This window comes from Amycolatopsis sp. lyj-23 (assembly GCF_046549135.1).
Lineage (GTDB): Bacteria > Actinomycetota > Actinomycetes > Mycobacteriales > Pseudonocardiaceae > Amycolatopsis.
This window is the reverse complement of record NZ_JAJPWN010000008.1, coordinates 331,518-355,197: the sequence shown is the minus strand read 5'-3', so window position 1 is coordinate 355,197 and position 23,680 is coordinate 331,518. Positions and strand designations below refer to the sequence as shown.

The 23,680-nt window shown below is 69.1% G+C and carries 25 protein-coding genes and 1 pseudogene; 9 read left to right on the top strand and 17 right to left on the bottom strand.

Going from position 1 to position 23,680, the window contains the following annotated elements; all coding sequences use genetic code 11:
• The 12 genes from ACLJPY_RS22125 to ACLJPY_RS22070 form a co-directional block, all read right to left on the bottom strand.
• Complete coding sequence (locus tag ACLJPY_RS22125) at nt 1–2,328, bottom strand: phage tail tape measure protein (protein WP_410591089.1); 2,328 nt, start codon at nt 2,326–2,328, stop codon at nt 1–3.
• Between the two features lie 10 nt (nt 2,329–2,338).
• Nucleotides 2,339–2,497: a hypothetical protein gene (locus ACLJPY_RS22120; RefSeq protein ID WP_410591087.1), complete on the bottom strand. Its 159-nt coding sequence runs from the start codon at nt 2,495–2,497 to the stop codon at nt 2,339–2,341.
• A 14-nt stretch (nt 2,498–2,511) separates the two neighbouring features.
• Entirely contained in the window at nt 2,512–2,763 is a 252-nt protein-coding gene (locus tag ACLJPY_RS22115) for a hypothetical protein (protein WP_410591085.1), read from the bottom strand.
• A gap of 11 nt (nt 2,764–2,774) precedes the next feature.
• Nucleotides 2,775–3,047: a hypothetical protein gene (locus ACLJPY_RS22110; RefSeq protein ID WP_410591083.1), complete on the bottom strand. Its 273-nt coding sequence runs from the start codon at nt 3,045–3,047 to the stop codon at nt 2,775–2,777.
• A gap of 216 nt (nt 3,048–3,263) precedes the next feature.
• The gene (locus tag ACLJPY_RS22105; RefSeq protein WP_410591082.1) at nt 3,264–4,271 is read right to left on the bottom strand and encodes a phage tail tube protein; all 1,008 of its coding nucleotides are present in this window, start codon (nt 4,269–4,271) and stop codon (nt 3,264–3,266) included.
• 12 nt (nt 4,272–4,283) lie between these two features.
• The gene (locus ACLJPY_RS22100) at nt 4,284–4,721 is read right to left on the bottom strand and encodes a hypothetical protein (RefSeq protein WP_410591080.1); all 438 of its coding nucleotides are present in this window, start codon (nt 4,719–4,721) and stop codon (nt 4,284–4,286) included.
• Between the two features lie 5 nt (nt 4,722–4,726).
• Nucleotides 4,727–5,092 carry a hypothetical protein gene (locus ACLJPY_RS22095; RefSeq protein ID WP_410591078.1) on the bottom strand — a complete coding sequence of 122 codons (366 nt, stop codon included), beginning with the start codon at nt 5,090–5,092 and terminating at the stop codon, nt 4,727–4,729.
• 114 nt (nt 5,093–5,206) lie between these two features.
• On the bottom strand, nt 5,207–6,964 hold the full coding sequence (locus ACLJPY_RS22090; protein ID WP_410591076.1) for a phage major capsid protein: 1,758 nt from the start codon (nt 6,962–6,964) through the stop codon (nt 5,207–5,209).
• Nucleotides 6,961–8,331 (bottom strand): phage portal protein, encoded by a 1,371-nt coding sequence (locus tag ACLJPY_RS22085; RefSeq protein WP_410591075.1) that lies wholly within the window; start codon nt 8,329–8,331, stop codon nt 6,961–6,963. The genes ACLJPY_RS22090 and ACLJPY_RS22085 overlap by 4 nt, the downstream gene beginning before the upstream one ends.
• 4 nt (nt 8,332–8,335) lie before the next feature.
• On the bottom strand, nt 8,336–8,560 hold the full coding sequence (locus tag ACLJPY_RS22080) for a hypothetical protein (protein ID WP_410591073.1): 225 nt from the start codon (nt 8,558–8,560) through the stop codon (nt 8,336–8,338).
• 12 nt (nt 8,561–8,572) lie between these two features.
• On the bottom strand, nt 8,573–9,961 hold the full coding sequence (locus tag ACLJPY_RS22075; RefSeq protein ID WP_410591071.1) for a terminase large subunit domain-containing protein: 1,389 nt from the start codon (nt 9,959–9,961) through the stop codon (nt 8,573–8,575).
• Nucleotides 9,962–10,060: 99 nt separating this feature from the next.
• A complete protein-coding gene (locus tag ACLJPY_RS22070; protein ID WP_410591069.1) occupies nt 10,061–10,519 on the bottom strand; it encodes a phage terminase small subunit P27 family in 459 nt (152 codons plus the stop codon).
• 168 nt (nt 10,520–10,687) lie between these two features.
• On the opposite strand from ACLJPY_RS22070, the gene ACLJPY_RS22065 reads away from it, so the two are divergent.
• Entirely contained in the window at nt 10,688–11,056 is a 369-nt protein-coding gene (locus tag ACLJPY_RS22065) for a hypothetical protein (RefSeq protein WP_410591068.1), read from the top strand.
• Between the two features lie 51 nt (nt 11,057–11,107).
• Nucleotides 11,108–11,401 carry a hypothetical protein gene (locus ACLJPY_RS22060; RefSeq protein ID WP_410591067.1) on the top strand — a complete coding sequence of 98 codons (294 nt, stop codon included), beginning with the start codon at nt 11,108–11,110 and terminating at the stop codon, nt 11,399–11,401.
• On the opposite strand, the gene ACLJPY_RS22055 is transcribed toward ACLJPY_RS22060, so the two are convergent.
• The 5 genes from ACLJPY_RS22055 to ACLJPY_RS22035 all read right to left on the bottom strand — a co-directional run bounded on the left by ACLJPY_RS22055 (nt 11,398) and on the right by ACLJPY_RS22035 (nt 15,446).
• Nucleotides 11,398–12,000 carry a transglycosylase SLT domain-containing protein gene (locus ACLJPY_RS22055; protein ID WP_410591066.1) on the bottom strand — a complete coding sequence of 201 codons (603 nt, stop codon included), beginning with the start codon at nt 11,998–12,000 and terminating at the stop codon, nt 11,398–11,400. The two genes, ACLJPY_RS22060 and ACLJPY_RS22055, sit on opposite strands and share 4 nt — an antisense overlap.
• A 162-nt stretch (nt 12,001–12,162) precedes the next feature.
• Complete coding sequence (locus tag ACLJPY_RS22050; protein WP_410591064.1) at nt 12,163–12,780, bottom strand: DNA-methyltransferase; 618 nt, start codon at nt 12,778–12,780, stop codon at nt 12,163–12,165.
• Complete coding sequence (locus tag ACLJPY_RS22045) at nt 12,719–13,081, bottom strand: DNA methyltransferase (protein WP_410591063.1); 363 nt, start codon at nt 13,079–13,081, stop codon at nt 12,719–12,721. Before ACLJPY_RS22045 ends, ACLJPY_RS22050 begins: the two co-directional genes overlap by 62 nt.
• A gap of 400 nt (nt 13,082–13,481) precedes the next feature.
• Nucleotides 13,482–13,787 (bottom strand): HNH endonuclease, encoded by a 306-nt coding sequence (locus tag ACLJPY_RS22040; RefSeq protein ID WP_410591261.1) that lies wholly within the window; start codon nt 13,785–13,787, stop codon nt 13,482–13,484.
• A 228-nt stretch (nt 13,788–14,015) separates the two neighbouring features.
• Nucleotides 14,016–15,446 (bottom strand): recombinase family protein, encoded by a 1,431-nt coding sequence (locus tag ACLJPY_RS22035; RefSeq protein ID WP_410591062.1) that lies wholly within the window; start codon nt 15,444–15,446, stop codon nt 14,016–14,018.
• An 83-nt stretch (nt 15,447–15,529) separates the two neighbouring features.
• Here ACLJPY_RS22035 and ACLJPY_RS22030 point away from each other — a divergent pair.
• The 7 genes and pseudogenes from ACLJPY_RS22030 to ACLJPY_RS22000 all read left to right on the top strand — a co-directional run.
• Nucleotides 15,530–16,399: pseudogene (locus ACLJPY_RS22030) on the top strand (aldo/keto reductase); the annotation flags it as partial.
• An 82-nt stretch (nt 16,400–16,481) separates the two neighbouring features.
• Nucleotides 16,482–18,017 carry an NAD(P)-binding domain-containing protein gene (locus tag ACLJPY_RS22025; RefSeq protein ID WP_410591060.1) on the top strand — a complete coding sequence of 512 codons (1,536 nt, stop codon included), beginning with the start codon at nt 16,482–16,484 and terminating at the stop codon, nt 18,015–18,017.
• Nucleotides 18,017–19,087: an alpha-hydroxy acid oxidase gene (locus tag ACLJPY_RS22020; RefSeq protein WP_410591059.1), complete on the top strand. Its 1,071-nt coding sequence runs from the start codon at nt 18,017–18,019 to the stop codon at nt 19,085–19,087. Before ACLJPY_RS22025 ends, ACLJPY_RS22020 begins: the two co-directional genes overlap by 1 nt.
• Nucleotides 19,084–20,340 carry a cytochrome P450 gene (locus tag ACLJPY_RS22015; RefSeq protein ID WP_410591058.1) on the top strand — a complete coding sequence of 419 codons (1,257 nt, stop codon included), beginning with the start codon at nt 19,084–19,086 and terminating at the stop codon, nt 20,338–20,340. Before ACLJPY_RS22020 ends, ACLJPY_RS22015 begins: the two co-directional genes overlap by 4 nt.
• Nucleotides 20,337–21,617, top strand: coding sequence for a cation:proton antiporter (locus ACLJPY_RS22010; RefSeq protein WP_410591057.1), 1,281 nt, complete (start codon nt 20,337–20,339; stop codon nt 21,615–21,617). Before ACLJPY_RS22015 ends, ACLJPY_RS22010 begins: the two co-directional genes overlap by 4 nt.
• A 63-nt stretch (nt 21,618–21,680) precedes the next feature.
• Nucleotides 21,681–22,328 carry a response regulator transcription factor gene (locus tag ACLJPY_RS22005; RefSeq protein WP_410591259.1) on the top strand — a complete coding sequence of 216 codons (648 nt, stop codon included), beginning with the start codon at nt 21,681–21,683 and terminating at the stop codon, nt 22,326–22,328.
• On the top strand, nt 22,325–23,518 hold the full coding sequence (locus ACLJPY_RS22000; protein WP_410591056.1) for a sensor histidine kinase: 1,194 nt from the start codon (nt 22,325–22,327) through the stop codon (nt 23,516–23,518). Before ACLJPY_RS22005 ends, ACLJPY_RS22000 begins: the two co-directional genes overlap by 4 nt.
• The last annotated feature ends 162 nt before the right edge of the window (nt 23,519–23,680 follow it).

Sequence of the window (23,680 nt, the reverse complement as noted above, 5' to 3'; positions counted from 1 at the left end):
CTACCTCCCGCCTGTGCGCATGGCCCACGCGACTTCCCGGCCGATGGCGTAGGGATTGGCGTTGGTTTGCGCGTAGACATTCACGGTCGCGCCATTTCCGCCCCCGAGGCCGGCCGCGGAGTGACTGGGAATTACTTGAGCACCTTTCGGCAAAAGGACTTGTTCTGGTCCGCGCTCGCCAACCGTGTAAACTCCGGTCGCGGCAATCGGACCACCCATAGCCCGGAACGGGTTCAAGCTGGAAAGGAAACCCTGTACTTCGTTGAAACGGTCGCGAATCCAGTTGATCGCGCCACGCACCTTGCCTACGACAAAGTCAATCGCATTTGCGATTCCGTCGCGGATGCCGCGTCCAATTCCTTCGAAGAACCCGACGACGTCGCGCCAGGTATCGACCACGGTGTTCTTCGCGTCGCGCACCAGGCCGATCACGAAGTTGAAAGCGTTGCGCACACCATTCACGAGACTTTGTCCGGCAGATGTTACCGCGCCGACGACCGCATTCCAAGCATCGATCGTCCATTGCTTGACGGTGTCCCAGTTCGCGATGATCAGCGCGACCAGGGCAACGACGGCGGCGATAATCCAGCCGATCGGACCCATGGCCAGAACCCAGGCGGCGGCCATCTGCGCGCCCCGGATCAGGCTCTCCACGCCGAGGGCGACCCAACCGGCCACCAACGCCGTGAACGCGGGAATCTGCGCGGCGAGCGAGGCGAGCGCTTCCACTTTGGACAGAATCCACGCACCCGCGACCTGTGCACCGCCGCCGAACGCCTGAAGCCCCATGAGCACCCACGCGGTACCGAGGGCCGCGAAGGCGGCGGCCTGAATCGCGAGTGACGCGATAGCCTCGATCTTCGACAACGCCCACGCAGCAGCGATCTTCGCGCCCTGAATCAAGCTCTGCGCGCCCAGCGACAACCACAGTGTGGCGAGCTGCGCTAGTGCGATCGATTGCGTGGCAAGGGAAGCGATCGCCTCGACCTTGCCCGCCACGAACGCGGCAACGGTCTGCGCGCCGCTGATCGTGGCCTGAACACCCATCGCGATGAGCGCTGGTAAGAAAACCGCGCCGATCACACCCGCGACGATGGTCAGCCAATCACTGTTCCGACCGATCCAGTCCACAAGCGACTGAAGCGCCGGAACGACAACCGTGGCCAGAATGCCGGCCGCCGCCGACACCGCCGGTCCGAACAGGGTCGTCAGCACGCCCGCGACCTTCTCCACGAGCGGGATCACGTACGTACCAAGCACAGTCACCAGGCCCGATGACAAGGCGCGGCCGAAAGCCTCTAGCTTGGCTTGTGCGTTGTCGTGCAACGCGTTGCCCGCTTTGTCAGCAGCTCCGGCGACGTCGCCGAGTCCTGCGGCGGCGGTGGACGGGTCGAGCGCGTACAGCGCTGCTTGCATGTCTTCGGCTTTGCTGCCAAACAGGTTGACTGCGGCGGCGGACCGCGCAACCGGGTCGGGGATCGCGCGGAGACGGTCTAACGTGAGGTCGAGCGCTCCGGCGGCGACGGGGCCGCCTGCGGCGAACTTCTCCGCCATGTCCGTAGCGCTCAAGCCAATTGCCTTGAACCCGTTTGCGGTTGCGGTACTGCCGTCTTTGGTGCGGAGGACTAGTTCCTTGAGTCCGTCGGCGACCTGGTCGGCGTCGCGCGCTCCGGCCTGTAGTCCTTGGGAGAGCAGGCCCGTTGCGGTCTTGCCGTCGATACCCAGTTCGCGGAAGAACGTCGAGTATTCGTTCAGGGTGTCCAGGAAGTCGCCGGACTTGTCAACGCCTCGTTGAAAGCCTGCGGTGATGATGTCGAAGGCTTCGTCTGCGTTGGCGGCCAGTCCGGTCCGGAGCATCTGTCCGACGGCACGTGTTACACCGCCTAGGTCTTCGTCGAAGACGGTAGCGACGTTGGATGCTTTGGCCGCGATGCGTTCAAGGTCGGCCTGTGATGCATCGCGGAGCCCGTCGATGTTCTGGACGACACCGCGAATGGCGGCGGTGATGTCGGCCATGGACTCGCCGTATCCCCTGGCGTACAACGCACCCGCTGCGGCACCGTAGGTTTTCGCCTGCGCGCCGGTCGCGCCAAGCTGCGCGTTCAGCTTGTCCGTCAACGACTCCTGCGAGATTGCGTCCGCGATGGCGTCACCGATCCCGGCGACCGCGCCGGACACTACGGCGAACTTCGCGGCCATTCCGGCGACCTTGGACGCGACGTTGCCCAGGGAGACCCCGAAGCCGGAGACGGCTTTGTCGCCGTCGTCGAGCTTGCGGGTCAGGTCGGAGACGTCTCCGAGGATCGTGACCTTGATCGGCTTTGCCATGGACACCCCCTCACGTCATGACCGGGGTACGGCGGGTACCCGGCTCGTCGCCTCCGCCTCCCCGGCGGTTGCGGGCCTTCAGGTCCTTGTCCATTGCGGACACCAGCGCGTTGAACTCGTCGAGCCGCAACGCCTGTAGGTCCGCCCACGTGACCCCGAAGTGGGCCACGAGCCGCGCCTTCGTTACTGCGCGGCGGGTTCGGTAGGGTCCGGCTTCGCCGGGCTCTCCACGCGGATCTTCAGCTCTCCGGCCTGTTCGATCGTGAACGCCGGGTCCTCGCGGCGTTTGACCACGAACGCGAGCGCGCGCAGGAACTTGCCCTTTCGCGTGCCGGGCTTGGCTACCGATTCGATGGACGCGTCGATGATGTCTTCGACGGTCTCGATTTCGGCAATCGTCAGCTCGTCGATGTCAATGGAAATGAACTCGGACAACAATTCTCCTTTTAGGAACCGAGGGCACGCCGGATAAGCCGGGTGATCCGGTCGCGGAACACGGCGATGTACTCGTCTTGCTTCTGTCCGGCGGTGCGGAAGAGGAACGGTTGCGGGCGGATGTGCCGCTTGCGCCACCCGAAGTGGATCGGCCCGGCATACGGCACGGAGCTGCCCCGTCCGGCGCGGACGATGGCCCCCTTGACGCTCGCCGAGGGCTTCACGGTGCGGGCGAGTCGGCCGGAGCGGTGCGGGGCCGCGCGGCTCGCGGGCTGGGCCACCACGTCGGCGGTGTCCTTATGCGCCTGGGCCAGCTCCTTACGCAGGTCGTCGTCCTTGGCGCGGCGGATGGCTGCCCGTAGCTCTTTGAGCCCGTCTACCCGGACTTCGAAGTCACGGCCGATGAGAGGTCACCCCCTTGTGTGGTGTGCACGCCAACCGGCCCGAGGCCGGCGCCGGGGTGCCCGGTTGTGGTGTGCACACCAGGGGCCGGGCCGGGCTCAGCTGCCCGCCGGAGGGGCCGGGGCCGCCGGGGTCGGTTCGGTGTAGACGAGCTTCAGCGCGTCGGCGGTGCCCGGGTCGAGAATCCGGAACGGAAGCTCCACGGTGGTGATTTCGTCGATGGACGCTTCCGGAGAATCGCCGGTGAACTGAATCGCCGGAGCCTCGATCACGAACCCGGACAGCTTTCCGTCGGCCGCCTTCGTCGCGCCCGTGTACGTGATCCGCGCCGAGAGGACCGCGCCCGCGATGAACGCTTCGTACAGGGCAAGGGTCGCGTCGTCGAGCTCGGCTTCGAACGAGCCTTCGTAGGTCGGCACGGCCGCCCGGACAGGCACCTTCTTGAGCGGGTTCGCGCGGACGAACCGGCGATCGGTCTTCAGACCAGACTCAGCCGAGACCGACCACTTGGTGACGTCGAGCGCGGTGTACCCGAACGCGCCGGGGGCCTTGAGCTCAACCACGCCGGTTGTCCAGTCGTACGGGAACGCTGCGGCCGGGTAGACCGGTTTTAGCGGGGCCGCGCCGTGCGTGACGGTCTGGAAGTCGAAGCCGGTCTTCACCGACAGCGGCGAGCCGACTTCCTGTGTGAACTCGACCGTGGTCGCCACGCACCCGAGGTGTCGGAACGCGACGAGTCCGCCGGACGACTTCGGGCGCACCATTTCGGCGGTGAAGCTCGCGCCGCTTCCGGTGCTCGCGGAGGTGAACGTGTGCACGGTGGTCTTGCCTGCGGCCTTGGTGTCGTGGCGGTCGAAGGCGGAAGCGAACAGGGTTGCGGCCCCGGCGTCGAGTACGTCGCACTCGATCTCGCCTTCGCCGCCCATGTCGACGATGCGGCGGCGGTCGGCGCGGGCGGTCTGAAGACCGGTGCGGAAGCCGACGGATTCCATGAACTCGCGGGTGGTCTTCCACGAGTCGCCCTTGCCTTCGTAGCCGTCCACTGTGGATGCGGCGGTGCCGTAGGCGGTCTCTGCGCCCAGGGCGATTGATGCGTCTAGCGCCACTCGGGCGTCCTCCTAGGTGTACATGCGCGCCCGCAGGGACAGCGTCACGTCCGCCACGGCGGTTGAGCCGTTGCCGCCGTCGCCATTGGTCACGGCGACGCGGATGGGGCGGGCGTCCATGAGCCCGGACACGCTGCGCGGGTCGAAGTCGTCGAGCACGGCCGCTTCGATGGCGGCGCGCAGCTCGTAGACGGCGGTCTCCGCCCGGACCGGGTCGCCGGGCACGGTGGCCCACGCGCGCACGGTCAGTTCGGCGGTGATGTTGGACGGCTTGCGGCGGCCTGCGGCGAGCGCGGCCGGTTCGATCTCCGGTTCGACGGTGTCGGTGAACCACACGGAGCGGCTACGTGCGTCGGCGGGTTCGGCGTAGGCGACCTGGACCCCAGTCCCGGCGAACCGGCGCGTGAGCGCGTCGTGCAGGGCGAGCTTGGCGGCGAGGATGACGTACACGGGCCTCAGCCCCACGGGGGCCGGGAGCGGTAGCGGTTGAGGACCGCGTTCACCTCCGGCAGGCTCGTCGGCCGCCAGTCGCCCCCGGCCTGGGCAAGGGAGACCTGTCCGAACTCGGAGTTGATCGACAGCGCCCGGTCTGGCATCCGGGAATGCAGGTCCACGGCCCACTGCCGCGCGATGGTCCGCACGGCCCACCGAATCGCCGTAGGCGGGCGTTCAGGCCACTCCTGGCCCGTGTACCCCTCGACGGTCTCCACGGCGTAGGACAGGGCCTCTGAGAGGTCGGTATCGGTAATCAGCTCGGCGTCGGCGAGCCCGTCCAGCCGCCGCAGCTCCGGCAGGGTCGCGTACTGGTCGAGAGCGACCACGCGGGCACCCCCTTCGTTGTGGTGTGCACGCCACGCGCGCCCGCGGCCGGCTCGAGTGCGCACGTTGTGGTGTGCACTCCAGGCCGGCCGGGGCGTCGGCGCAGGTGGGACGGATCAGGCACCCGTACCCGGGGCGGGCAGGGTCAGCAGGGCGGTACCGGTCGCGTCGACCAGGGTCCCCGCCGCGCGCTGCACGAACTTGAACGAGACCAGGTCTTCGACGAACTTGGCTTCGGTCGAGCGGGCGACCCGCAGCGGCCCGGCGAACCGGGTGATGAAGCCGGACAGGTCCGACAGCACGACCTTGGTGGCGTCGTCGTCGAACCCGGCGTCCCGCAGGACCGGGCGGCCCATGAGGGTCAGCGCGGAGCCGTCGGACACGCTCTTGAGCAGGTACTGACCCTGGTTGTCCTTGAGCTTGCGCAGGCGGCTGATGGCCTTGCGGCCCATGAGCCAGCTCGCGCGGTTGGCCGCAGCGGTCGGCAGGTCGTAGAACAGGTCGATCACGAAGTCGGCCGCGTCGGCTTCCTTGGTGAGCTTCGCCGGGGTCTCCTTGATCACGATTCCGGCGAGCAGGGAGGCGAGGAAGTCGCGGCCCATCTGGTCGGCGAGGTTCGGCCCGGCGTCGGCGGCGAGGAAGCCGACCAGGTCCACGGCGTCGTCCTGGACCAGCTCGGCCGACAGGTGCGACACGTAGCCGTACTTCTCCGGCGAGTTGCTGACGGTGTCGGTGGACGGGTAGTTCTCCGGCAGGGCCTCGGCTTCCTTCGGCTTCGCGGTCGGCCGGACCGGGGTCACGCGCGGGAAGGTCAGCTTCTCGCCGGTGCTGGTGGTCAGCGGCCGGGCACCGCCGACGATCACGTTCGACCGCTCGGCGATGATCTCGATGAGCTGCGTGTACAGCGTGTCCGCCGGGACGGCCTTGCCGACCTGCTTGTTCGCCGCGTCCACGCCCACGCCCATAACGGCCCGGAACTCCGCGCCGTCGCCGACGTTCAGACCCCGGAGGGTCGCGTTGTCCTTGTCGCGGGTGTCGGTCGCCTGCGGCTGCGGCGCACCCTGCGCGAGAAGGTTCACCGCGAGGCTGCGGGCCTCCTCGGTGCGCTGCGCGGCCTCGGCGCGGGCCTCGGCGGTGGTGGCGCTGGTGAACAGCTCGGCGAAACGGGTGTCGAGCCGGTCCAGGACTTCGAGAATGCGGGCGCTGGTGTCGGTCGCGCCGTCGGCGTCGGCCGCGTTCAGGGCGTGCTCTGCGCGGGCGCGCTCCTCGGCGGTCTCCTGAAGCTCGGTGGTGGTCAAAGTGGTGGTGCTCCCCTTTGCGATGGGCGCGGCCGTGGTCGGCCGGGCGTGGGCTGCCTGGGCGCTGCGGGCTTCGTCGAGCGCGCGCAGGGCGGCGGAGGTGTCGGGGTAGGCCGGGTTCAGGACCGGGCCAAGCTCCACGACGTCGATGCGGCGAAGGGTGCGGATGACTTCGCCGTCCGGGGTGTCGGTCCATTCCTGATCGGAACGTGCGTCCGGAAGGGAGAACGTGAACGAGCTGCCCGCTACGACACCGCGCCGGATCAGCTCGGCGACGTCGCGGGCGGTGCTGGTGTCCGGCAGGTCGATTTCGTACCAGCCGCCGGTGTCGTCCTCACCGACGCGTAACCCTGCGCCCGTGCGGGCAAGCGGGGCGTTCGCGTTGTGGTTGAACGTGGCCAGCAAGTCGTTATGTGCCAGGGAATCGCGGCCCGCGCCGCGTTCGATGCGCTCCCGGAACCCGCCAAGGTCATGGGACAGCGCGCCGAAAACGTAGGCGTAGCCGCGAATGGTGATGTTCTCGCCCTCGGAACGCAGTTCGACCGGGCGCGCGTAATCGCGCCGCTCAGTGGTCAACTGGTCGGGGTCTCCTTCGTGTTCTCGGCGGGTTCGCCGCCGTTGTCTTCCGCGTCGTCGGGCGCGGGCTCGTCCCCGAGGCCGGCATCGGGCGGGGCGTCCGGCTCGTCGGCCGGTTCGTTCTCGGTTTTCCCGCCGGACAACGACATTGGGCCGTCCGGGGTGAGCAACGCGAGGTTGAGCGGAAGCTGAAAGAAGTCGCCGTAGTCGGAGTCCGGCGGAAGGTCTTCCCACGCGCGGACTTCGTTGCGGGTGTAGACACCCGATGCCAGACCGACCCGGTAGGTGTCCATCCGGTCCTTGAGCGAACCGCGCTGGATAGCGTCGATGTTCAGGCGTACGAACGCGCGCTTATCGCCCGTGTCGGCGACCAGCAACGCGGTTAGCGCCTCTTCGATCCGCTCGACCCACGGGCGCGTGGAGTACTGGGCGAAGCTCGTGTTCTGCTCCGAAAGCCCGGAGCCCCACGACGTCGAGTTAGTGGCGTCCGCGATGAGATGCGGCGGCACACCGAACAGCCGGGCCACGTCCGGTACCTGGAACTGCCTTGTCTGCAAAAACTGCGCTTCGTCCGGGCTGATCGTGACTTTCTGGAACGTCGCGCCCTCGGTGAGGATCGCAAGCCCGTGCCGGTTTCCCCTGCCGCCGTGGATGTTGCGCCACGTCTGCCGGGCAGCCTTCAGGCCCTCGGGGGTCATCGGGCCGGGCACGTTGACGACCGCGCCGGGAAGCGCGCCGTCTGCGAAGAACGCGGCCCCGTACTCCAGCGCTGAAAGCGCCGACCCGATCGTAAGCGAAGCGGCCTTCATTGGGGAGACCCCGCGCAGCTCTCCGGCGAGCGGAAGCCCTTGCAGGTGAATGACATCCTTCGGGTCCAGGGCTCCGACGACGTCGGACGGTTCCTCTTCCCCGGCAACGGAGAGCTGATACACCAACCGTTTTCGGCCGGAGCGGGTCGCGACGTAGCGCGGCTCGACCATGGACGCGGGGATGACGTCGAGCGCCACCACCCGGCCGCCCACGCGGGACACCAGGATGTAGGCGTTGCCTTCGAGGAGAAGGCTCGTCATGATCTGGCCGAAGAACGCAATCCGGCCGATGTCCGGGTTCGGCTTGACCAGCCAGTCCGGGAGGGCAGGGAACGCGCGACGGCGGCCGGACACCCGGCGGTAGGCGTCCACGGGCAGTGTCGCGATGGCGTCGGTGAGCAGGCGCACGCAGGCGAACACGGCGGAAACCTTGAGCGCGGTCTCCCGCGTCAACGGCTCGTCGGCCGGGGTGTCGGTGCCCCACAGCTCGGCCGTGGTCGTGGCCTTCTCGACCGGAACGGGTGCGGAGCGTTTCTCCACAAAGGACAGGAAGCCCACTAGCTCACACCCCCTTTGACTTCTCCGCGCACACCGCGCCGACGATGGACAGCACACCGCCGGTGATCCATCCGGCGGGGCCGCAGGTCATCCCTGCTCCGACCGTCACGGCCGACGCTCCGCCGACGGCGAGGATCTCCGGCAGGTTCGTGCCCCAGAATTGGGCAACCCACGATCCGGCGTTCTTGGTGGCGTCGGTGATCCGCCGCCGCATATCAGCGTTGAGCACAGCGGCCCCCTTTCACCACAGGTCGTCATCGTCGAAGTCGTCCCAGGGCTTCGCGTCCACCAGGAATCCGTCATGCGTGCGCCGGTCCTCGCGGAACAACTGCGCACGGTGCAGCGCGCCGATGAGGCACACCGCCAAGTCGATTTTTCTTTTGCTACCAGCGGTTTCCTTCTGAAGGCGCGGTCCGCGGCTGTCCTCCCGGACGACCGCGTTTTCCAGGTGCCGGGCTAGCGACGGGTCGCCGGAGTGCGACATCCGGCCTTCTACGATCACTTCGTAGGCGCTTTGCGTCGCGGGCACCATGCGGGCAAGGGAGTTGGTCGGGAATTCCACGACGGGCAAGCCTTCTTCGGCTAGCTCTTGCATCGCGACTTCCCACCGGTACGGGTCGCCCGGAACCTCGGCGACGCGGTAGATCCCGCAGATATCGCGGATTCGCTGTTTCACCTCGGCGAGCGGGGTTCGCCAGTGCGGGTCACCCGGCGGGGCCTCCCAGTGCCCGAGGACTTCGGCGTGCAGGTCGTCCAGGCGCACCCCGACAATGCCGGTTGAGTCGCCTTTCCACGCTGCGTCAACGAAAGCCACGATCTCGTCCCCGGGGGACAGGCGCTTGTCCGGTCGGGCGAGCGCATCCCATGCGCCGTGTGGAAGCCACGTCGAGCCGCCCCGGACGAACTGATTCAGCCGGTACATGCGGAAGTTCGCTTCCGGTGTCCGCTTGCAGCTCGCGGCAAAGTCCTCGTGGTTCATGATTTCCCACGACGGATTGCAGCGCTGCCACACTTCGGGGTCGCGGTGGTCCACCGTTTCCCCGGGCTGGACGCCGTACCAGCGGGACCAGAAAGACGGGTCGTCCTCTTCGCCGGAGGTCACGCGGCGGCCGTGCTCGACCATGTCCGCGAACGGCCCGTCCGGCAACGGCCCGGCCGTCGAGATCACCAGGAACAGCGGCTCGTTTCGTTGCGCAGAGCCAAGGGTGAGCGCGTCGAACAGGTCGGAATTCTTGGCCTGCGCGTACTCGTCCATCACGATCATGGACGGGTTCAAGCCTTGCTGAAGCCCGGCGTCCGCCGACACGGCCTTGAACCGGCCGCCCGTGGCGTGACAGATGATCTGGTCCCGCTGGACCGTGCAGATATCGGACAGCAGCGGAGACATGCGGACCATGCGCGACGCCTCGGCGAACAGGAGCCGGGCCTGGTCGCGGGTGTTAGCCGCGCAGATGACTTCCGGTGCGGCATCGCGGTTGTCGGCGCACAGGTGGTACAGCGCGAGCGCTGCGGCAAGCTGTGTCTTGCCGTTCTTGCGTGCCACGCCGAGAACGGCGGTGCGGTAGCGGCGTCGGCCGTCCGGGGTGAGCGCATAGATTTCGTCAATGACGTCGCGCTGCCAGGCGAGCAAGCGGAAGGGCTGCCCGAGATACGAGCCGCCCAAGGTGAGGTGCTGGACGAACCGGCGTACGCGTCGTCCCTCTGTTTTGGGGGACAACGGTTTCGCCTCCTAGTCGTCGTCGGGGCCACCCAAGATGTCGTCCAAGGTCGTCCGGCGCGCGGCGTTGGCCGCGATGCCCAGACGAAGGCGGGCTTCGAGGTTGAGCCCGAGAGTTGTTTCTATGGCGCGCATTTCCTTTTCGGTGGACTCGACGTAGCGCAGCGCCGGATGCACCACGGTCTGTCCCGTGCTGCCTTCCGTCGTCAGGCCGTCGATGTCCACTTCGCGCAGCAATGCGGCGCGGCGGTCGTGCAGCTCGCAGTACCGTTCGATGACGAACCGGTCGGTCGCCGGGTGGTACGCGCCGTCCCCGGCCGCCCACACCGCGCGCCACACTTCACGCCCGATGTCGCTCAGCTTCGCCGGAACACGCGGCGCGCGCCCGGAATGCACCACGGGCGCGGGGGAATTCCCGGCCGCAGTACGCGGGTTGCCGGAGCGATCCTCCGGCGGCTTCGCGTGGGACATGCTCCGGTCCTCCCCTCATGGTTGTGGTGTGCACTCCAGGCCAGCCCCCGCCGGCCTCGAAACCCCTCTGTGGTGTGCACTCCAGGTGCACCGATATTTGACAGTGCTTCCCTTATTTGACAAGGGAATCCGCGACTGTGCCCGCGTGCGCGGTGGTAGAATGGTGTCATGCCAATGACTTCACGCCTGCGCGTTCCGTCCCGCTTCCATACCTGGATCGAAGGTTCGGACGCGGCAATCGCGCTCGACCACAAGGGCGGCACCGACGACCCGACGCACGACCCGAAGGACTACGACCCGGACCGGCTCAGCGCGTACCGCCGGATCTTCGAGACTCCCGCGCGGAAGGACGGTTCACGCCACGTCGCGGACCTGACAGTGGAAGAACTCGACGTGCTCACGTGGGACGCCGAGTACTTCGAAACCCTGTCCCTGGACAACACGTGGGATGCCGATGGGCGAGCGGAGCTGAACGCAGCGCGCGCGATGCTCCGCGCCCTCGCCAACGTCCAGCCCGCCGCAAGCACGATCGGGTGAACCCGGACAGACTCCACCCCGCCGGTTCGCGGGGCTGCCATCCTGGCGACCATGAGAATCAGACCGCTGCCCGAGTACGAGCCGCCCGCACGAGAAACCGTTACCATCGTTGAACTTGCCGCACTACGGGCCGCACGGGATGGGTCCGTGGTCCGCTCGGCGGGTACCTGGTGGGTCTCCGACGAAGAGATGGACGGCGAGCGGGACGCCGCGTTCGCGTCCTTGCTGAACCGGGGACTCATCACCCTGGCCTCCACCGATTCCGGGCGTGGCTACCTTGTGAGCGCGACGGCCGACGGCTTGGACGTCATCGGCGCGAACGACCACCGGGCCGCCGAGATCTAGTAGCCGCTGTAGTGGCTGCCCGTGCGCCTGCCGACGACTCCGGGGACGTTGCTCTCCGAGCCATAGCGGCCACGGGCGTAGCGGACCCCGGCGACGATGTTGTCTACCGGGTGGCGTATGTCGCCATACCCGGTCAGCGCCCACCGGTCGAACGTCGGCCGGATGGTCTGCACGAGCCCGATGGACGGCGTGCCGCGCCGGGCGTTGGCGTCCCACGTGTTCACCACGCAGGGGTCCCCGGAGGACTCCGCCGCGATGATGAGCCGCAGCGCGTCCCGGTCGGTGATCGGCGGTTCCCCCGCGTACTCCAGCGCGGCCGACGCCTGCGCTATCCACCGGTCAAGCGCGTCCGTCCGAGCCGGGCCACACGCGGGAGCGGGGTCCTTGAACGGCGGGCCGGGGTCGGGGCCTGCGCCCGCAGGCGGCACGCTCGGCGGTACCGGGGCCACAGGGCCGGGGCGGGCCGGTTCGGCGGGCTGCGGCCACACCAGGGCCGGACGGGGCCGGGGTGAGACGGGCTGGACGCTCGATAGCGTCAGGATGACGACCAGCGCCCCGGCGAGTGCGCGGTCTGTCGCCGACAGGGTGCCGGGTCGCAACAATCCTCCGATCCAGGGGCGGCCGGGTGACCGCTGCGTGGACCGGGCGTGAAAGTCCGTCCCGGGGTCAGTCCGGTAAGAGGGTGGGAACCGCCCCGGGGCGGGGAGCACCAGGCCACGGAGAGGGGGCGCGGCCGGGCTCAACCCGCCACGGGGCGGCGGTCAGGTCCGGTCGCGGCATCGGTCGAGCGCGACGGACAGGTATTCGGGGTTCAGGTCGACGCCGATGGCGCGGTGCCCGGCGGACAGGGCGGCCACGAGCGAGGTACCGGACCCGCAGAACGGGTCAAGCACCGTGGCGTGTGCACCACAACCGCAGTCCCCGCGGCCGGCACCGGGGCACGTGGAGTGCACACCACACGACGCGGCCACGCAGCGAGCCGCCAAGCGCAGCGGCATCGGCGCGAAGTGCGCGCCCTTGAACGGCTGCGTCGGCAAGCGCCAGACGTCGCCGGGATTGTGCCCCCGGTCTTCGTAGCCCGGCGGCGGCCACACCGACGTCACGGAGTTGGCTTTCTTCGGCCCCGGCTTGCGCGCCCGCCGCGAGGGGGAGCGGTCACCGGTGTACGGCTCGCGCACGGCGTCCAGGTCGAAGCGGTACCGCTCGGACTTCGCGAGCACGAACACCGTTTCGTAGGTGTTGGCAAGCCGGTCGGTGCCGCTGTAGGGCATCGGGTTGGTCTTGGACCAGATGACCGCGTTGCGCAGCCACCAGCCGTCAGCCTGAAGCGCGAACGCCACCCGCCACGGCACGCCGATGAGGTTCTTGGGGGGGGACACCGACCGTGCCCGGCCGACGCGGGCCGGACTTCGACGTGTACCCGTCGCCCAGGTTCAGCCACGCTAGCCCGTCGTCGGCGAGCACCCGGCGCACCTCGGCGAACACGGACACCATCCGATCGACGTAGTCCGTCACCGTGGCTTCCTGCCCGAGCTGCCCGGCCGCGCCGTAGTCGCGCAGTCCGAAGTACGGCGGGCTCGTCACGACCGCGTTCACCGAACCGGCGTCCAGCGTGCGGAGCACGTCGGCGGCGTCGCCCTGGTGCAGCGTGAGCGCGCCGTCCCGGTAGTACTCGGCCACGGCCGATCACCTCCGTTCGGTCGACGCGGGGAAGCCCGCCACGGGGAGCCAGCGAAAAGGGCTCGAAAGCCCGATAAGCGCGCTCGACCCGTGGCGGGCCTGGAATGGCTGCCTTAATTCCGCTTTTCGCAGGGTTTAGGCACGTTTAAGAGGGCTTTTCGCCCTGTTTCAGGCAGCATGAACCGGGCCGCGAACAGGCAAAATGCGTGTTCGCGGCCGGCCTGGCGCTGGTCGAAAAAACGGAAATGCACTCAGGGCGTGTCCAAAAAGGGGCCGGGGTGTTCTTGTCGCGCCGTGGCGCTGAACTTTCGCCCCGCCTTCCCCGTCGGGCGCGCATCGGAAATTTTCAGGAAAAGAGCGTGAAGGATCGCAGGATGAAAGTGGGTTGGGCCTGCCTGTCCTAGCTCTGTGGCCTGAAGATCCGGCGCGTGTTCTCGTCTTCGGTCTTGTCCCTGTGGCACGCGGTGCAGAGCACCTGCACGTTGCCGGGCTCGTCGCGTCCGCCGTCACGCAGTGGTCGGATGTGGTCAACCTGCACGGCCCGAGAGGGGAACGTATGGCCGCAGGCGTGGCACCGTGCCCTACCTGTGCGGTTGATCGCTCGTCGTACTGCCTGCCGGACGCGGTCACCAGCGGCACGGCGGTGCCCACCCCCGCAGCGTTCGCAGTGGGCGGCACCAGGGACAGCCACCCCGGGGCATGTCATGCACGCACGTCGCAGCATGAGCACCCCCGGGGCCTGTTGTGGTCTCTACTTAGTTCAGTGGCGGTGGGGTGACATGCGACCAGGGCAAACCGGGCTCGTGTGGTGCACACCACACCGGGCGGTGTCGAAGTGTCGATATGAGCCCTGTTGTAGAACCTTCTTAGGAAAAGAAGCCTATAGAAGACCTAGAACAGACCCCATTTCGACACTTCGACACTCCGGCCCACGCTAGGCGGCGGTCAGCGCCTCCGCGTCCACGGGGTCCATCCGGAAGGTCAGCCGCTCGCCCGGCTCGCCTGCCTGGACGATGACTTTCGCCGAGTGCCCGAGCAACGCGCTTCGGCGGGCCGCGTCGTCGCCCTCCTGCCAGATGTCCAGATAGTGAACGTTCGTCGGCCGGTGCTCGACCCATGCCGGGATGTTCGGCCGTGCGGCCAATTCCTTCCTACGCTTCTTGAGCGCGTGGAGCGAGGCTGTAAAGTTCTCGTCCTCTTCGTCAAGCGCCCCGGATGTGAACATGGCTGCCAACTTGGCAATTCGCACCTTGACCGTCTCCAGTTCGACCGTGTTATCGGACGCCGGGTGCTCGATGCGCTCCATAAGCGGCAGGGTGCCCACCAGGTTCAGGAACTCGGTCTCAACGAACGTTTCCACCTCGGCCGCCTTGACGTTCTTCATCGTGCAGCCTGTGCGGTGGTTGAACCGCCCGGAGCACCGGTACTCCAGTACCTTCGTCTGCTTGGACGAGCGGTACATCTTTTCGCCGCAGGCGCACCAGACAACGCCGGTCAGCATGGCCTTGGGAGCACGTCCCCGAGGGGCCTTCGCCCGCGCGGACATGGCCGTATCCAGCCGGAAAGCGTCCGCTGTGCTCAACAGTGGTTCGGCGTACTTCACGTGCTCGATGATCTGGCCCTTGTGCACGGCCTTGCCCCACCGGATCGTGGGGTTCTCCAAGATCAGTTTGACGCGGGTGTTTGACCATCCGCGCTTATTGCTCGCGCGGGGCGTCGGCACCTCTTCATCGTTGAGCCACTTGGCCACCGACCGGTAGCTCTCCTCGTTCTCCTGCCCGGCCGTGTCGATGATCATCCGGGCCATCTTGCGGACGATGGCGGCACGCTCCGGGTCCTCCACCAGGTACCAGCCGCCGTCTTCGCGCTTCTCCTTCGTGTAGCCGTACGGCGGCGTCCCCCCGGCCCAACGGCCCTGCTGACGAAGCTCGTCCCGGCTCGCCTGCGTCCGCTCCTCGATGAACGAACGCTCCACCTCGGCGAAGATCGCGGCGAGCTGAATCCAGACCCGGCCCATCTTCGTTTCGGTGTCCAAGCCGTCGTCTACGCAGACGATGCGCTTGCCGTGCTCCTCGCACCACTTCAACAGCTTGAGCGTGTCTTCGGCCGAACGTGAGATCCGGTCGAGCTTCCAAGCCACCAAGACGTCCCACTTGTGGGCGTTCTCGTCCTTCAGCCACTCCCCAAGGCCGTCCCGGTCGAAGGGCGACACCTTGCCGGACACGTCCAGGTCTTCCGCGATGTGGACTAGCTCGCAGTCGTGCCCAGCGGTCCACCAGTCGATACGCTCTGTCTGGCGCTTCGGCGAGGTCGACTCGTCGGTGTTCCGGCTAAGGCGGATGGCTCCCAAGACTCGCAGCGTCACGCTGTGACTCCCTATTTCCCCTGGTAAACAGGATATCAATGGGTGTCCAGTCGCGATGTTGTGCAAGCCGGGCCGACGTGCTAAGGCGACCCGTCCGGAGAGGTGTCAAACACCCCTCATCCGACACCGCGAACGTCTACGGGAACGGCGTCAACGAGGAGCTGGTCGGCCGCGCGATCGCCGGCCGCCGCGACGAGGTCGTGCTCGCGACGAAGTTCGGCATCGTGTGGAACGACGGCGCGATGGGCGCCCGCGGGGACGCCGCGTACGTCGAGCAGAGCTGCGACGAGTCGCTGCGCCGCCTCGGCGTCGACCACATCGACCTCTACTACCAGCACCGCGTCGACCCGGACACGCCGATCGAGGAGACCTGGGGCGCGCTGGCTTCGCTCGTGGAAGCCGGGAAGATCCGGTACGCCGGGATTTCCGAGGCGAGCGCGGCGACGATCCGGGCCGCGCACGCGGTGCACCCGGTGACGGCCCTGCAGAGCGAGTGGTCGCTGTGGACCCGCGGGATCGAAGGGGACATCCTGGAGACGTGCCGGGAGCTGGGCATCGGGATCGTCCCGTTTTCCCCGCTGGGCCGCGGTTTCCTGACCGGCGCGGTGAAGTCGGTGCAGGACCTGCCGGAGGACGACATGCGCCGCGGCCTGCCGCGCTTCGCCGACGGCAACTTCGAGCGCAACACGGCGATCGTCGAGGCGCTGCGGAAGCTGGCCGAGGCCAAGGGGGTCACCGCCGGGCAGCTCGCGCTGGCGTGGGTGCAGGCCCAGGGCGAGGACGTGGTGCCGATCCCGGGGACCAAGCGCCGCAAGTACCTCGAGGAGAACGTGGCGGCGGCCTCGCTGGAGCTGACGGCCGAGGACCTGGCGGCCGTCGAAGCGGCGGCCCCGGCGGCCGCGGTCGCCGGAGAGCGCTACCCGGAACGGCTCGCGCGCGCGGCCGGGAAGTAACTTTCTTCTGAGGCTTTTCTGAGATCTCCGGAGCAGGCTCGGCGCCGATCATGCGGTCGGTGCCGAGCTCCAGGAGGTCGTCGTGGCGGAGGAAGTGCTCGATTATCTGGTCGTCGGGGCGGGGCCGGCCGGCTTGCAGCTGGCACAGCACCTCGGCCACGCCGGGCACCGGTACCTCGTGCTGGAAGCCGGTTCCGCGCCCGGGCACTTCTTCGAGACCTTCCCGCGGCACCGGACCCTCATCTCCATCAACAAGAAGCACACCGGGTACGCCGACCCGGAGCTGCGCATGCGGATGGACTGGAACTCGATCCTCGCCGACGGCGACGACGACCCGGTCCTCTTCACCGATTACAGCGACAAGCTCTTCCCGGACGCCCCGGACTTCCTGCGCTATGTCGCCGACTACGCGGCGAAGCACCGGCTGAACATCCGGTACGACACCCGCGTGACGCGCATCCGCCGCGAGAGCGAAACTTTCGTCCTCACCGCCGGTGACGCCGAGTACCGGGCCGCCCGGCTGGTCATGGCCACCGGCGTCACCAAGCCGTACATCCCGCAGTTCCCCGGCGTCGAGCTCATCGACCAGTACGTGGACGTCGACGTCGACCCGAAGAGCTTCACCGACCAGCGCGTTCTCGTGCTGGGCAAGGGCAACTCCGCCTTCGAGACCGCCGACAACCTCATCGAGACGGCCGCGGTCGTGCACGTCGGCGGGCCGCGGCCGGTGAAACTGGCCTGGCGGACCCACTTCGTCGGCCACCTGCGCGCGTACAACGCGGGCATCCTCGACATGTACCAGCTCAAGCTGCAGCACGCGATCCTCGACGGCGACGTGCGCGAGGTCCGCAAGGACGCCGACGGCTACCACGTCAAGTTCGCCTTCGCCCGCGCCGACGAGGTCATCAAGGAAATCCGCTACGACCGCGTGATCGGCTGCACCGGCTTCCGGTTCGACGCGTCTCTCTTCGACGAAGACTGCCGTCCGGAGCTCACGATCGACGACCGGTTCCCGGCGCAGACGCCGGACTGGGAGTCGGTCAACGTGCCCGGCCTCCACTTCGCCGGCACGATCACGCAGGTCCGCGACTTCAAAAAGGCCACCAGCGCCTTCATCCACGGCTTCCGCTACGGCGTCCGCGCGCTGGCGAAGGTGCTGAACGAGCGCCACCACGGCGTCCCGTGGCCGCACACCGAGCTGCCCGCCAAACCGGACGCGCTGACCGACGCCGTCATCACCCGGATCAACCGGACTTCCGGGCTGTACCAGCAGTTCGGCTTCCTCGGCGACGTCGTGGTGGTGGACGGCGACACCGCCCGCTACCTCGAGGAGGTGCCGGTCGACCGGGTGCTGGCGGACCCGCCGGCCGACGCCTACGTCGTCACCCTCGACTACGGCCCGGACCACGACAAGATCGACCCGTTCGACTTCGTCGCCCGCGCGGCCCAGGACAAGGCGAACGACCACGGCGAAGGTCACTACCTGCACCCGATCGTCCGGCACTACCGCCGCGGCGAGCTGGTCGCCACCCACCACGTCACCGAGAACCTCGAGAACGAGTGGGACAAAGAGGTGCACGTCGAGCCGCTGACTGCCTTCTTCACGCGGGAGCTGTGATGCGGACGATCGCGGAGTTCGAAGCGGCGGCCCGAGAGCGCCTCGATCCGGCGCACTACGACTACTTCGCGGGCGGTGCGCAGGACGAGATCACCCTGCGGGAGAACGAGACGGCGTTCCAGCGGCTGCGGCTGGTGCCCCGCGTGCTGCGCGGCAGCGACAAGCGCGACCTGTCGATCGAGCTGCTCGGGACGCCGTCGTCGATGCCGATCCTCGTCGCGCCCACGGCGTTCCACCGGCTCGCCCACCCCGACGGCGAGCTCGCCACCGCGCGGGCGGCGGCGCGGGCGGGCACGATCATGATCGTCAGCATGGCCGCGACCACGGCGATCGAGGAGATCGCCGCGGCCGCCCGCGAGGCCGCGCCGGACCCGGGCCTGTGGTTCCAGCTCTACCTACAGCCGGACCTGGAATTCACCGAGGCGATCGTGCGCCGCGCCGAGAACGCCGGGGTGAAGGCGTTCGTGGTGACCGTCGACTCGCCCGTGCTCGGCCGCCGCGAGCGCGACGACCGCAACGCCTTCCACGACCTGCCACCCGGGCTGGCCGTGGAGAACCTGCGCAACCTCGGCGAGAACCGCAGCGGCGGCAACGCCAGCCACGTCCGCGAGATCGTCATGTCCGCCGGCCTGAACTGGGACCACATCGCGTGGCTGCGCGGCAGGACCAAGCTGCCGGTGCTGATCAAGGGCGTCCTGCACGCCGAGGACGCACGGCTGGCCGTGCACCACGGCGTCGCCGGGATCGTCGTGTCCAACCACGGCGGCCGCCAGCTCGACACCGTGCCCGCGACCGTCGACGTACTCCCGGAGATCGCCGCGGCCGTCGGCGGGACGCTGCCGGTGCTGCTCGACGGCGGGATCCGCCGCGGCACCGACGTCGTCAAGGCGCTCGCCCTCGGCGCGGACGCGGTCGGCGTCGGCCGCCCGGTGGTCTGGGGGCTGGCCGCGGACGGCCGCGAAGGCGTCTCGGAGGTCCTGGACCTGCTGCGGGCCGACTTCGACCAGGCGCTGGCGCTGTGCGGCGGCCGGCACCCGGCGGACCTCACCCCGGACCAGGTGCGGCGGTGATCGGCAAGGTGCTGGCGGCCGCGGCGGTGGTCTCCGCGCCCGCCTGGCTGCCCCGCCGCGTGGTAGCTCTGCGGATGAAGATCTTCGCGCTGGTCAACGGCCAGGACGCGGTCACGGTCCCGGGGCCGCAGGTCGGCGCCGGGGACTTCAAGCGCGTCTACGCCGATCCCGCGGCGAACGGCCGCAGCCGCGGCGCCGCGCTGTCCGACCTGTTCTGGTACTGGCTCGCGCCCGGCCCGCAGGTGCACCAGGAGCACCTCGAAGCCGGACCGCGCTACGACGAGGTCGCCAAGTGCACCCGCCACATCCTGGTCCGGTCCAAAAAGGACTCCGAGGAACTGGCGCGGCGGGTGGCCGCGCACGTCCTCGACGACGTCGAGCCGGGGTTCGTCCGGCTGCGCGACCTGATGATGCCGATCTGGGCCGAGCTGTACCACGAGCTGGTGTTCGAGGAACCGTGCCCGCCCGAGGCGCGGGACCTCGTCGTCGGGCACGCCGACGACGTCGTCTCGGCGCTCAAGTGCGTGCGGCCGCGGAACATGCGCCGCCGGGCACGGCTGACGCGGTACCTGCGGCGGCGGCTGGCCGATGTCCCGCACCCGCTGCCGCCGTCCCTGACCCCCGAGGAACAGGTCTTCTACCTGCAGGGGACGTTCTTCAACACCGCCGTCGTGCAGATGTCGGAGGCGATGGCGCACCTGCTGATGATCATCGCCCGTGACGAGGGCCTCCAGCGGCGCCTCGCCGAGCACCCGGAGGACATCGACGGCGTGATCGACGACGGGTTGCGCGCGTACCCGCTGTTCGGCATCGCGCACCGGATCACCACCGCCGACATCGAGCTGGACCACCTCACCATCCCGGCCGGGACGGTGCTGTGCTTCAGCTACCCGGACTTCGCCGCGCAGTCTGCCAAGGACGAGTTCATCCCGTTCGGCGTCACGCAGAACCGCGCCTGCCCGGCCCGCGGGCTGGCGCCGCCGACCATGCGGGTCGTGGCGCAGGAGGTGCTGCGCCGCTTCAGCCTCGCTTCAACCGCCGCGCACACGCGTTCGATCCCCAACCGCGGCCCGGCGCTGCTCACCCCGCGCGGAGTCCGGCCCGGACGCGTTCCGCTGGGGTGGCTCGCGGTCCGCGACCGCTGGGAAGACGTCTGGCGCAGCCTCGCCCAGCTCGTGTTCGGCACGTACATGGTCCTCGACGCCCGTCGCCAGGCCCTTTGCTCGACCTACTTCGCCGGAGGCAATCGATGAGCCCGTCCGAAGCGGCGCCGGTCTTCTTCCTCGCCGTCGTGGTGATCCTCGTGGTGGTCCGGCTGGTCTGCCTGGCCGCGGTCAAGCTCGGCCAGCCGCCGGTGGTCGGCGAGATGGTCGCCGGCGTGCTGCTCGGCCCGTCGCTGTTCGGGCTGCTGCTGCCGGACGTGCAGGCGGCGCTGTTCCCGGACGGCATCCGCTCGCTGCTCTACGTCGGCGGCCAGATCGGCCTGGTCATCTACATGTTCGGGGCCGGCTACGAGTTCAACCTGCGCAGCGTCGTGCAGTCGCGGAAGTCGGTCGCGGCCATCTCCTCGGCGGGCACGCTGGTGCCGCTGGCGCTCGGCGTCGGCGTCGCGGTCCTCGGGACGACGTGGGTCGACATCGGCAAGGACGGCGTCCCGCTGGTCACCTCGGCGGCGTTCGTCGGCGTCGCGGTGGCGATCACCGCGTTCCCGATGATGGTCCGGATCATCACCGAGCGCGGGATCGCGTCGACGAAGTTCGGCTCGCTGGCGCTGGCCTGCGGCGCGCTCGACGACGTCCTCGCGTGGCTGCTGCTGGCCGTGGTGCTCGGCATGCACGCGGGGTCGGCCGGGCCGGTGGCGCTCGCGCTCGGCGGCGGCCTGCTGTTCGCGCTGCTGGTGTTCATCGTCGGGCGGCGGCTGCTGGCCCGGATGATGGGCAGCGACCGGGTGACCGTCGACCAGCGCGTGCTCATCACCGCGATGACGTTGTTCGCGGCGGCCTGGTTCACCGACACCATCGGTCTGTACGCGGTGTTCGGCGCCTTCACCGTGGGCGTGGCGTTCCCGCGCGGGCTCGCCTCCGACGCCGTGCTCGCGAAGATCATGCCGATCGGGCGGATCGTGTTCGTCCCGCTGTTCTTCACCTATTCCGGCCTGAACACCCGGTTCGCGCTGCTCGCCGACCCGAAGCTGCTCGCCTTCGCGCTGGTGACGGTGGCGGTGGCGATCATCGGCAAGCTGGGCGCGTCCTGGGGTGCGGCGCGGCTGGCGGGGGAGCCGCCGGAGATCGCCTCGCGGGTCGGCGTGCTCGTCAACGCGCGCGGGCTGATGCAGCTGATCGCGCTCAACGTCGGGCTCGCCGCGGGGATCGTCTCGCCGGCGTTGTTCACGGTCCTGGTGCTGGTCGCGCTGGTCACCACGATCATGACCGCGCCCGTCCTCGCGTGGCTCGACCGGCGGGACGCGCGCCGGGGGAGCAGCGAGGTACTCCTGACGGCCGAGCCCGTTCCGGTGACCGGGAAAAGTTGATTCTTCAAGTTCGGAAATAACTGTCAAGATGGATCGGTGCGCGACGGGGTGGCGAAACCGAAGGTGCTGCTGGTCGAGGACGACCGCGAACTGGCGGGCATGCTGGCGGAGCTGCTCGCGGACGAGGGCTACGAGACCGAGGTGGCGCACGACGGGCAGCGCGGGCTGCACCTCGGGCTCACCGGGAGCTACGACGTGATGGTCATCGACCGCCGGGTCCCGGTGCTCGACGGGCTGGAGCTGCTGCGGCGGCTGCGGGCCCGCGCGGTCACCACGCGGGTCCTGGTGCTCTCGGCGCTGGGGGAGGTGGCCGACCGGGTGGCCGGCCTCGACGCCGGCGCGGACGACTACCTCGTCAAGCCGTTCGAAGCCGAGGAACTGCTCGCGCGGCTGCGCGCGCTGGCCCGCCGCGACTTCGAAGGGGCCGAGTGCCTGCCGCTCGGCACGGCGGCCCTCGACCTGCGCCGGCACGAGGTCGTGCTGCCGCGCGGGGAGCGGATCACGCTGTCCGGGCGGGAGTTCGAGCTGCTGCGGACGCTGGCGCAGCGGCCGAAGGCGATCCACCCGCGGGCGGCGCTGCGCACGCACGTGTTCGCCGACTCGACCGGCGAGTCCATTGTGGACACGTACGTGTACTACCTGCGGCGCAAGCTCGGCCGGGACGTCGTGCGCACCGTGCACGGCCTGGGGTACCAGATCGGTGCGGTATGAGCCCCGACCCCGAAGAACGGGCCCTGCGGCGGGCGCGGTGGGCGATCACCGCGCAGATCGCCGTGGTGGTGTCGCTGCTCGTGGCCGTCGCGGGCGCGATCGCGTACGGGATCCTGCTGTCGCGGCAGCACGCGGACGCGGACCGGACGCTGGCCAGGACGATCCAGCTCGGGCCCGCCGCGACCCCGCCCGGCTGCGTCTGGCTGTTCACCCCGGGCGCGCACGCGCCCGCGGGACCGGTGCCGCCGGGGATGCCGATCCCGGAGCTGAACGCCTTCGTGCCGTCGCCGGGCGACGTCTACACCGATCGGCGGTCGATCGGCGGGATGACGCACACCATCCGGGTGGAGAACCACGGCGGCGTCGTCTCGCAGGCGTTCTTCGAGGAGCGGTACCAGATCCAGGACCGCGCCTCCCTGGTGTCCGGCCTCGGCGTCGCGGAGGTGCTCGCGCTGCTGGCGGCCCTGGGCTGCGGGCGGGTGCTGGCCCGCCGGGCGATCCGGCCGCTGGAGGACGCCCTGCGGCGGCAGCGGACGTTCGTCGCGGACGCGTCCCACGAGCTGCGGGCCCCGCTGACCCGGCTGCACACGCGCGCGCAGCTGCTGGCCCGGCGGTCGTCCGGCCGTGACGCGGCGGAGCTCGACCAGCTGGTCCGCGGAACGCGGGAACTCGGCGAAGTCGTCGAGGACCTGCTGCTGTCGGCGCAGGCGTGCGGCGAACGTCCGTCGCTGGAGCTGGTCGAGCTGGGTGTGCTGGCCGAGGAGGCGGTGGCGGCGGAGGCGGTGCGCGCTTCGGAGGGCCAGGTCCGCCTGGCGGTGACGCGCGAGCGGCGGCCGTACGTCGTCCAAGGCGTGCCGACGGCGTTGCGCCGCGTGCTGTCGGCGTTGCTGGACAACGCACTCGGCCACACCCCGCCCGGCGGCTCGATCGAGGTGTGGCTCGGCGTCCCCGACGAGCGGCACGTGGAGCTGAGGGTCCGCGACACGGGCGTGGGTTTCCCGGCCACCGAAGCGGACCGCATCTTCGAGCGCTTCGCCCGTGGCTCCGACGGCGACGGCCGCCGCTTCGGCCTCGGTCTCGCCCTGGTCCGCGAAGTGGTGACGGGCCACGGCGGCACGATCGCCGCCGCCGCCCGCCCCGGAGCCGGCGCAACGTTCACCCTCCGCCTCCTCCGCGCCGACCCCTCGTGACCAGACCCGGATCTCGCGTGATCGAACTCGTATCTCGCGTGCTTGGAGCCGGAACTCGCGTGCTTAAAGCCGGAACTCGCGAGTTACGGCCCTGATCACGCGAGTTACGTCCTCAATCACGCGAGTTACGGCCTCAGTCACGCGAGATCCGGTCTTGATCAC

What these genes read in the sequence shown, in the direction of transcription:
- ACLJPY_RS22040 (WP_410591261.1), bottom strand. Translation starts at nt 13,787, where the DNA reads ATGACATGCCCCGGGGTGGCTGTCCCTGGTGCCGCCCACTGCGAACGC.
- ACLJPY_RS22020 (WP_410591059.1), top strand. Translation starts at nt 18,017, where the DNA reads ATGCGGACGATCGCGGAGTTCGAAGCGGCGGCCCGAGAGCGCCTCGAT.
- ACLJPY_RS22010 (WP_410591057.1), top strand. Translation starts at nt 20,337, where the DNA reads ATGAGCCCGTCCGAAGCGGCGCCGGTCTTCTTCCTCGCCGTCGTGGTG.
- ACLJPY_RS22070 (WP_410591069.1), bottom strand. Translation starts at nt 10,519, where the DNA reads ATGTCCCACGCGAAGCCGCCGGAGGATCGCTCCGGCAACCCGCGTACT.
- ACLJPY_RS22000 (WP_410591056.1), top strand. Translation starts at nt 22,325, where the DNA reads ATGAGCCCCGACCCCGAAGAACGGGCCCTGCGGCGGGCGCGGTGGGCG.
- ACLJPY_RS22065 (WP_410591068.1), top strand. Translation starts at nt 10,688, where the DNA reads ATGCCAATGACTTCACGCCTGCGCGTTCCGTCCCGCTTCCATACCTGG.
- ACLJPY_RS22125 (WP_410591089.1), bottom strand. Translation starts at nt 2,328, where the DNA reads ATGGCAAAGCCGATCAAGGTCACGATCCTCGGAGACGTCTCCGACCTG.
- ACLJPY_RS22060 (WP_410591067.1), top strand. Translation starts at nt 11,108, where the DNA reads ATGAGAATCAGACCGCTGCCCGAGTACGAGCCGCCCGCACGAGAAACC.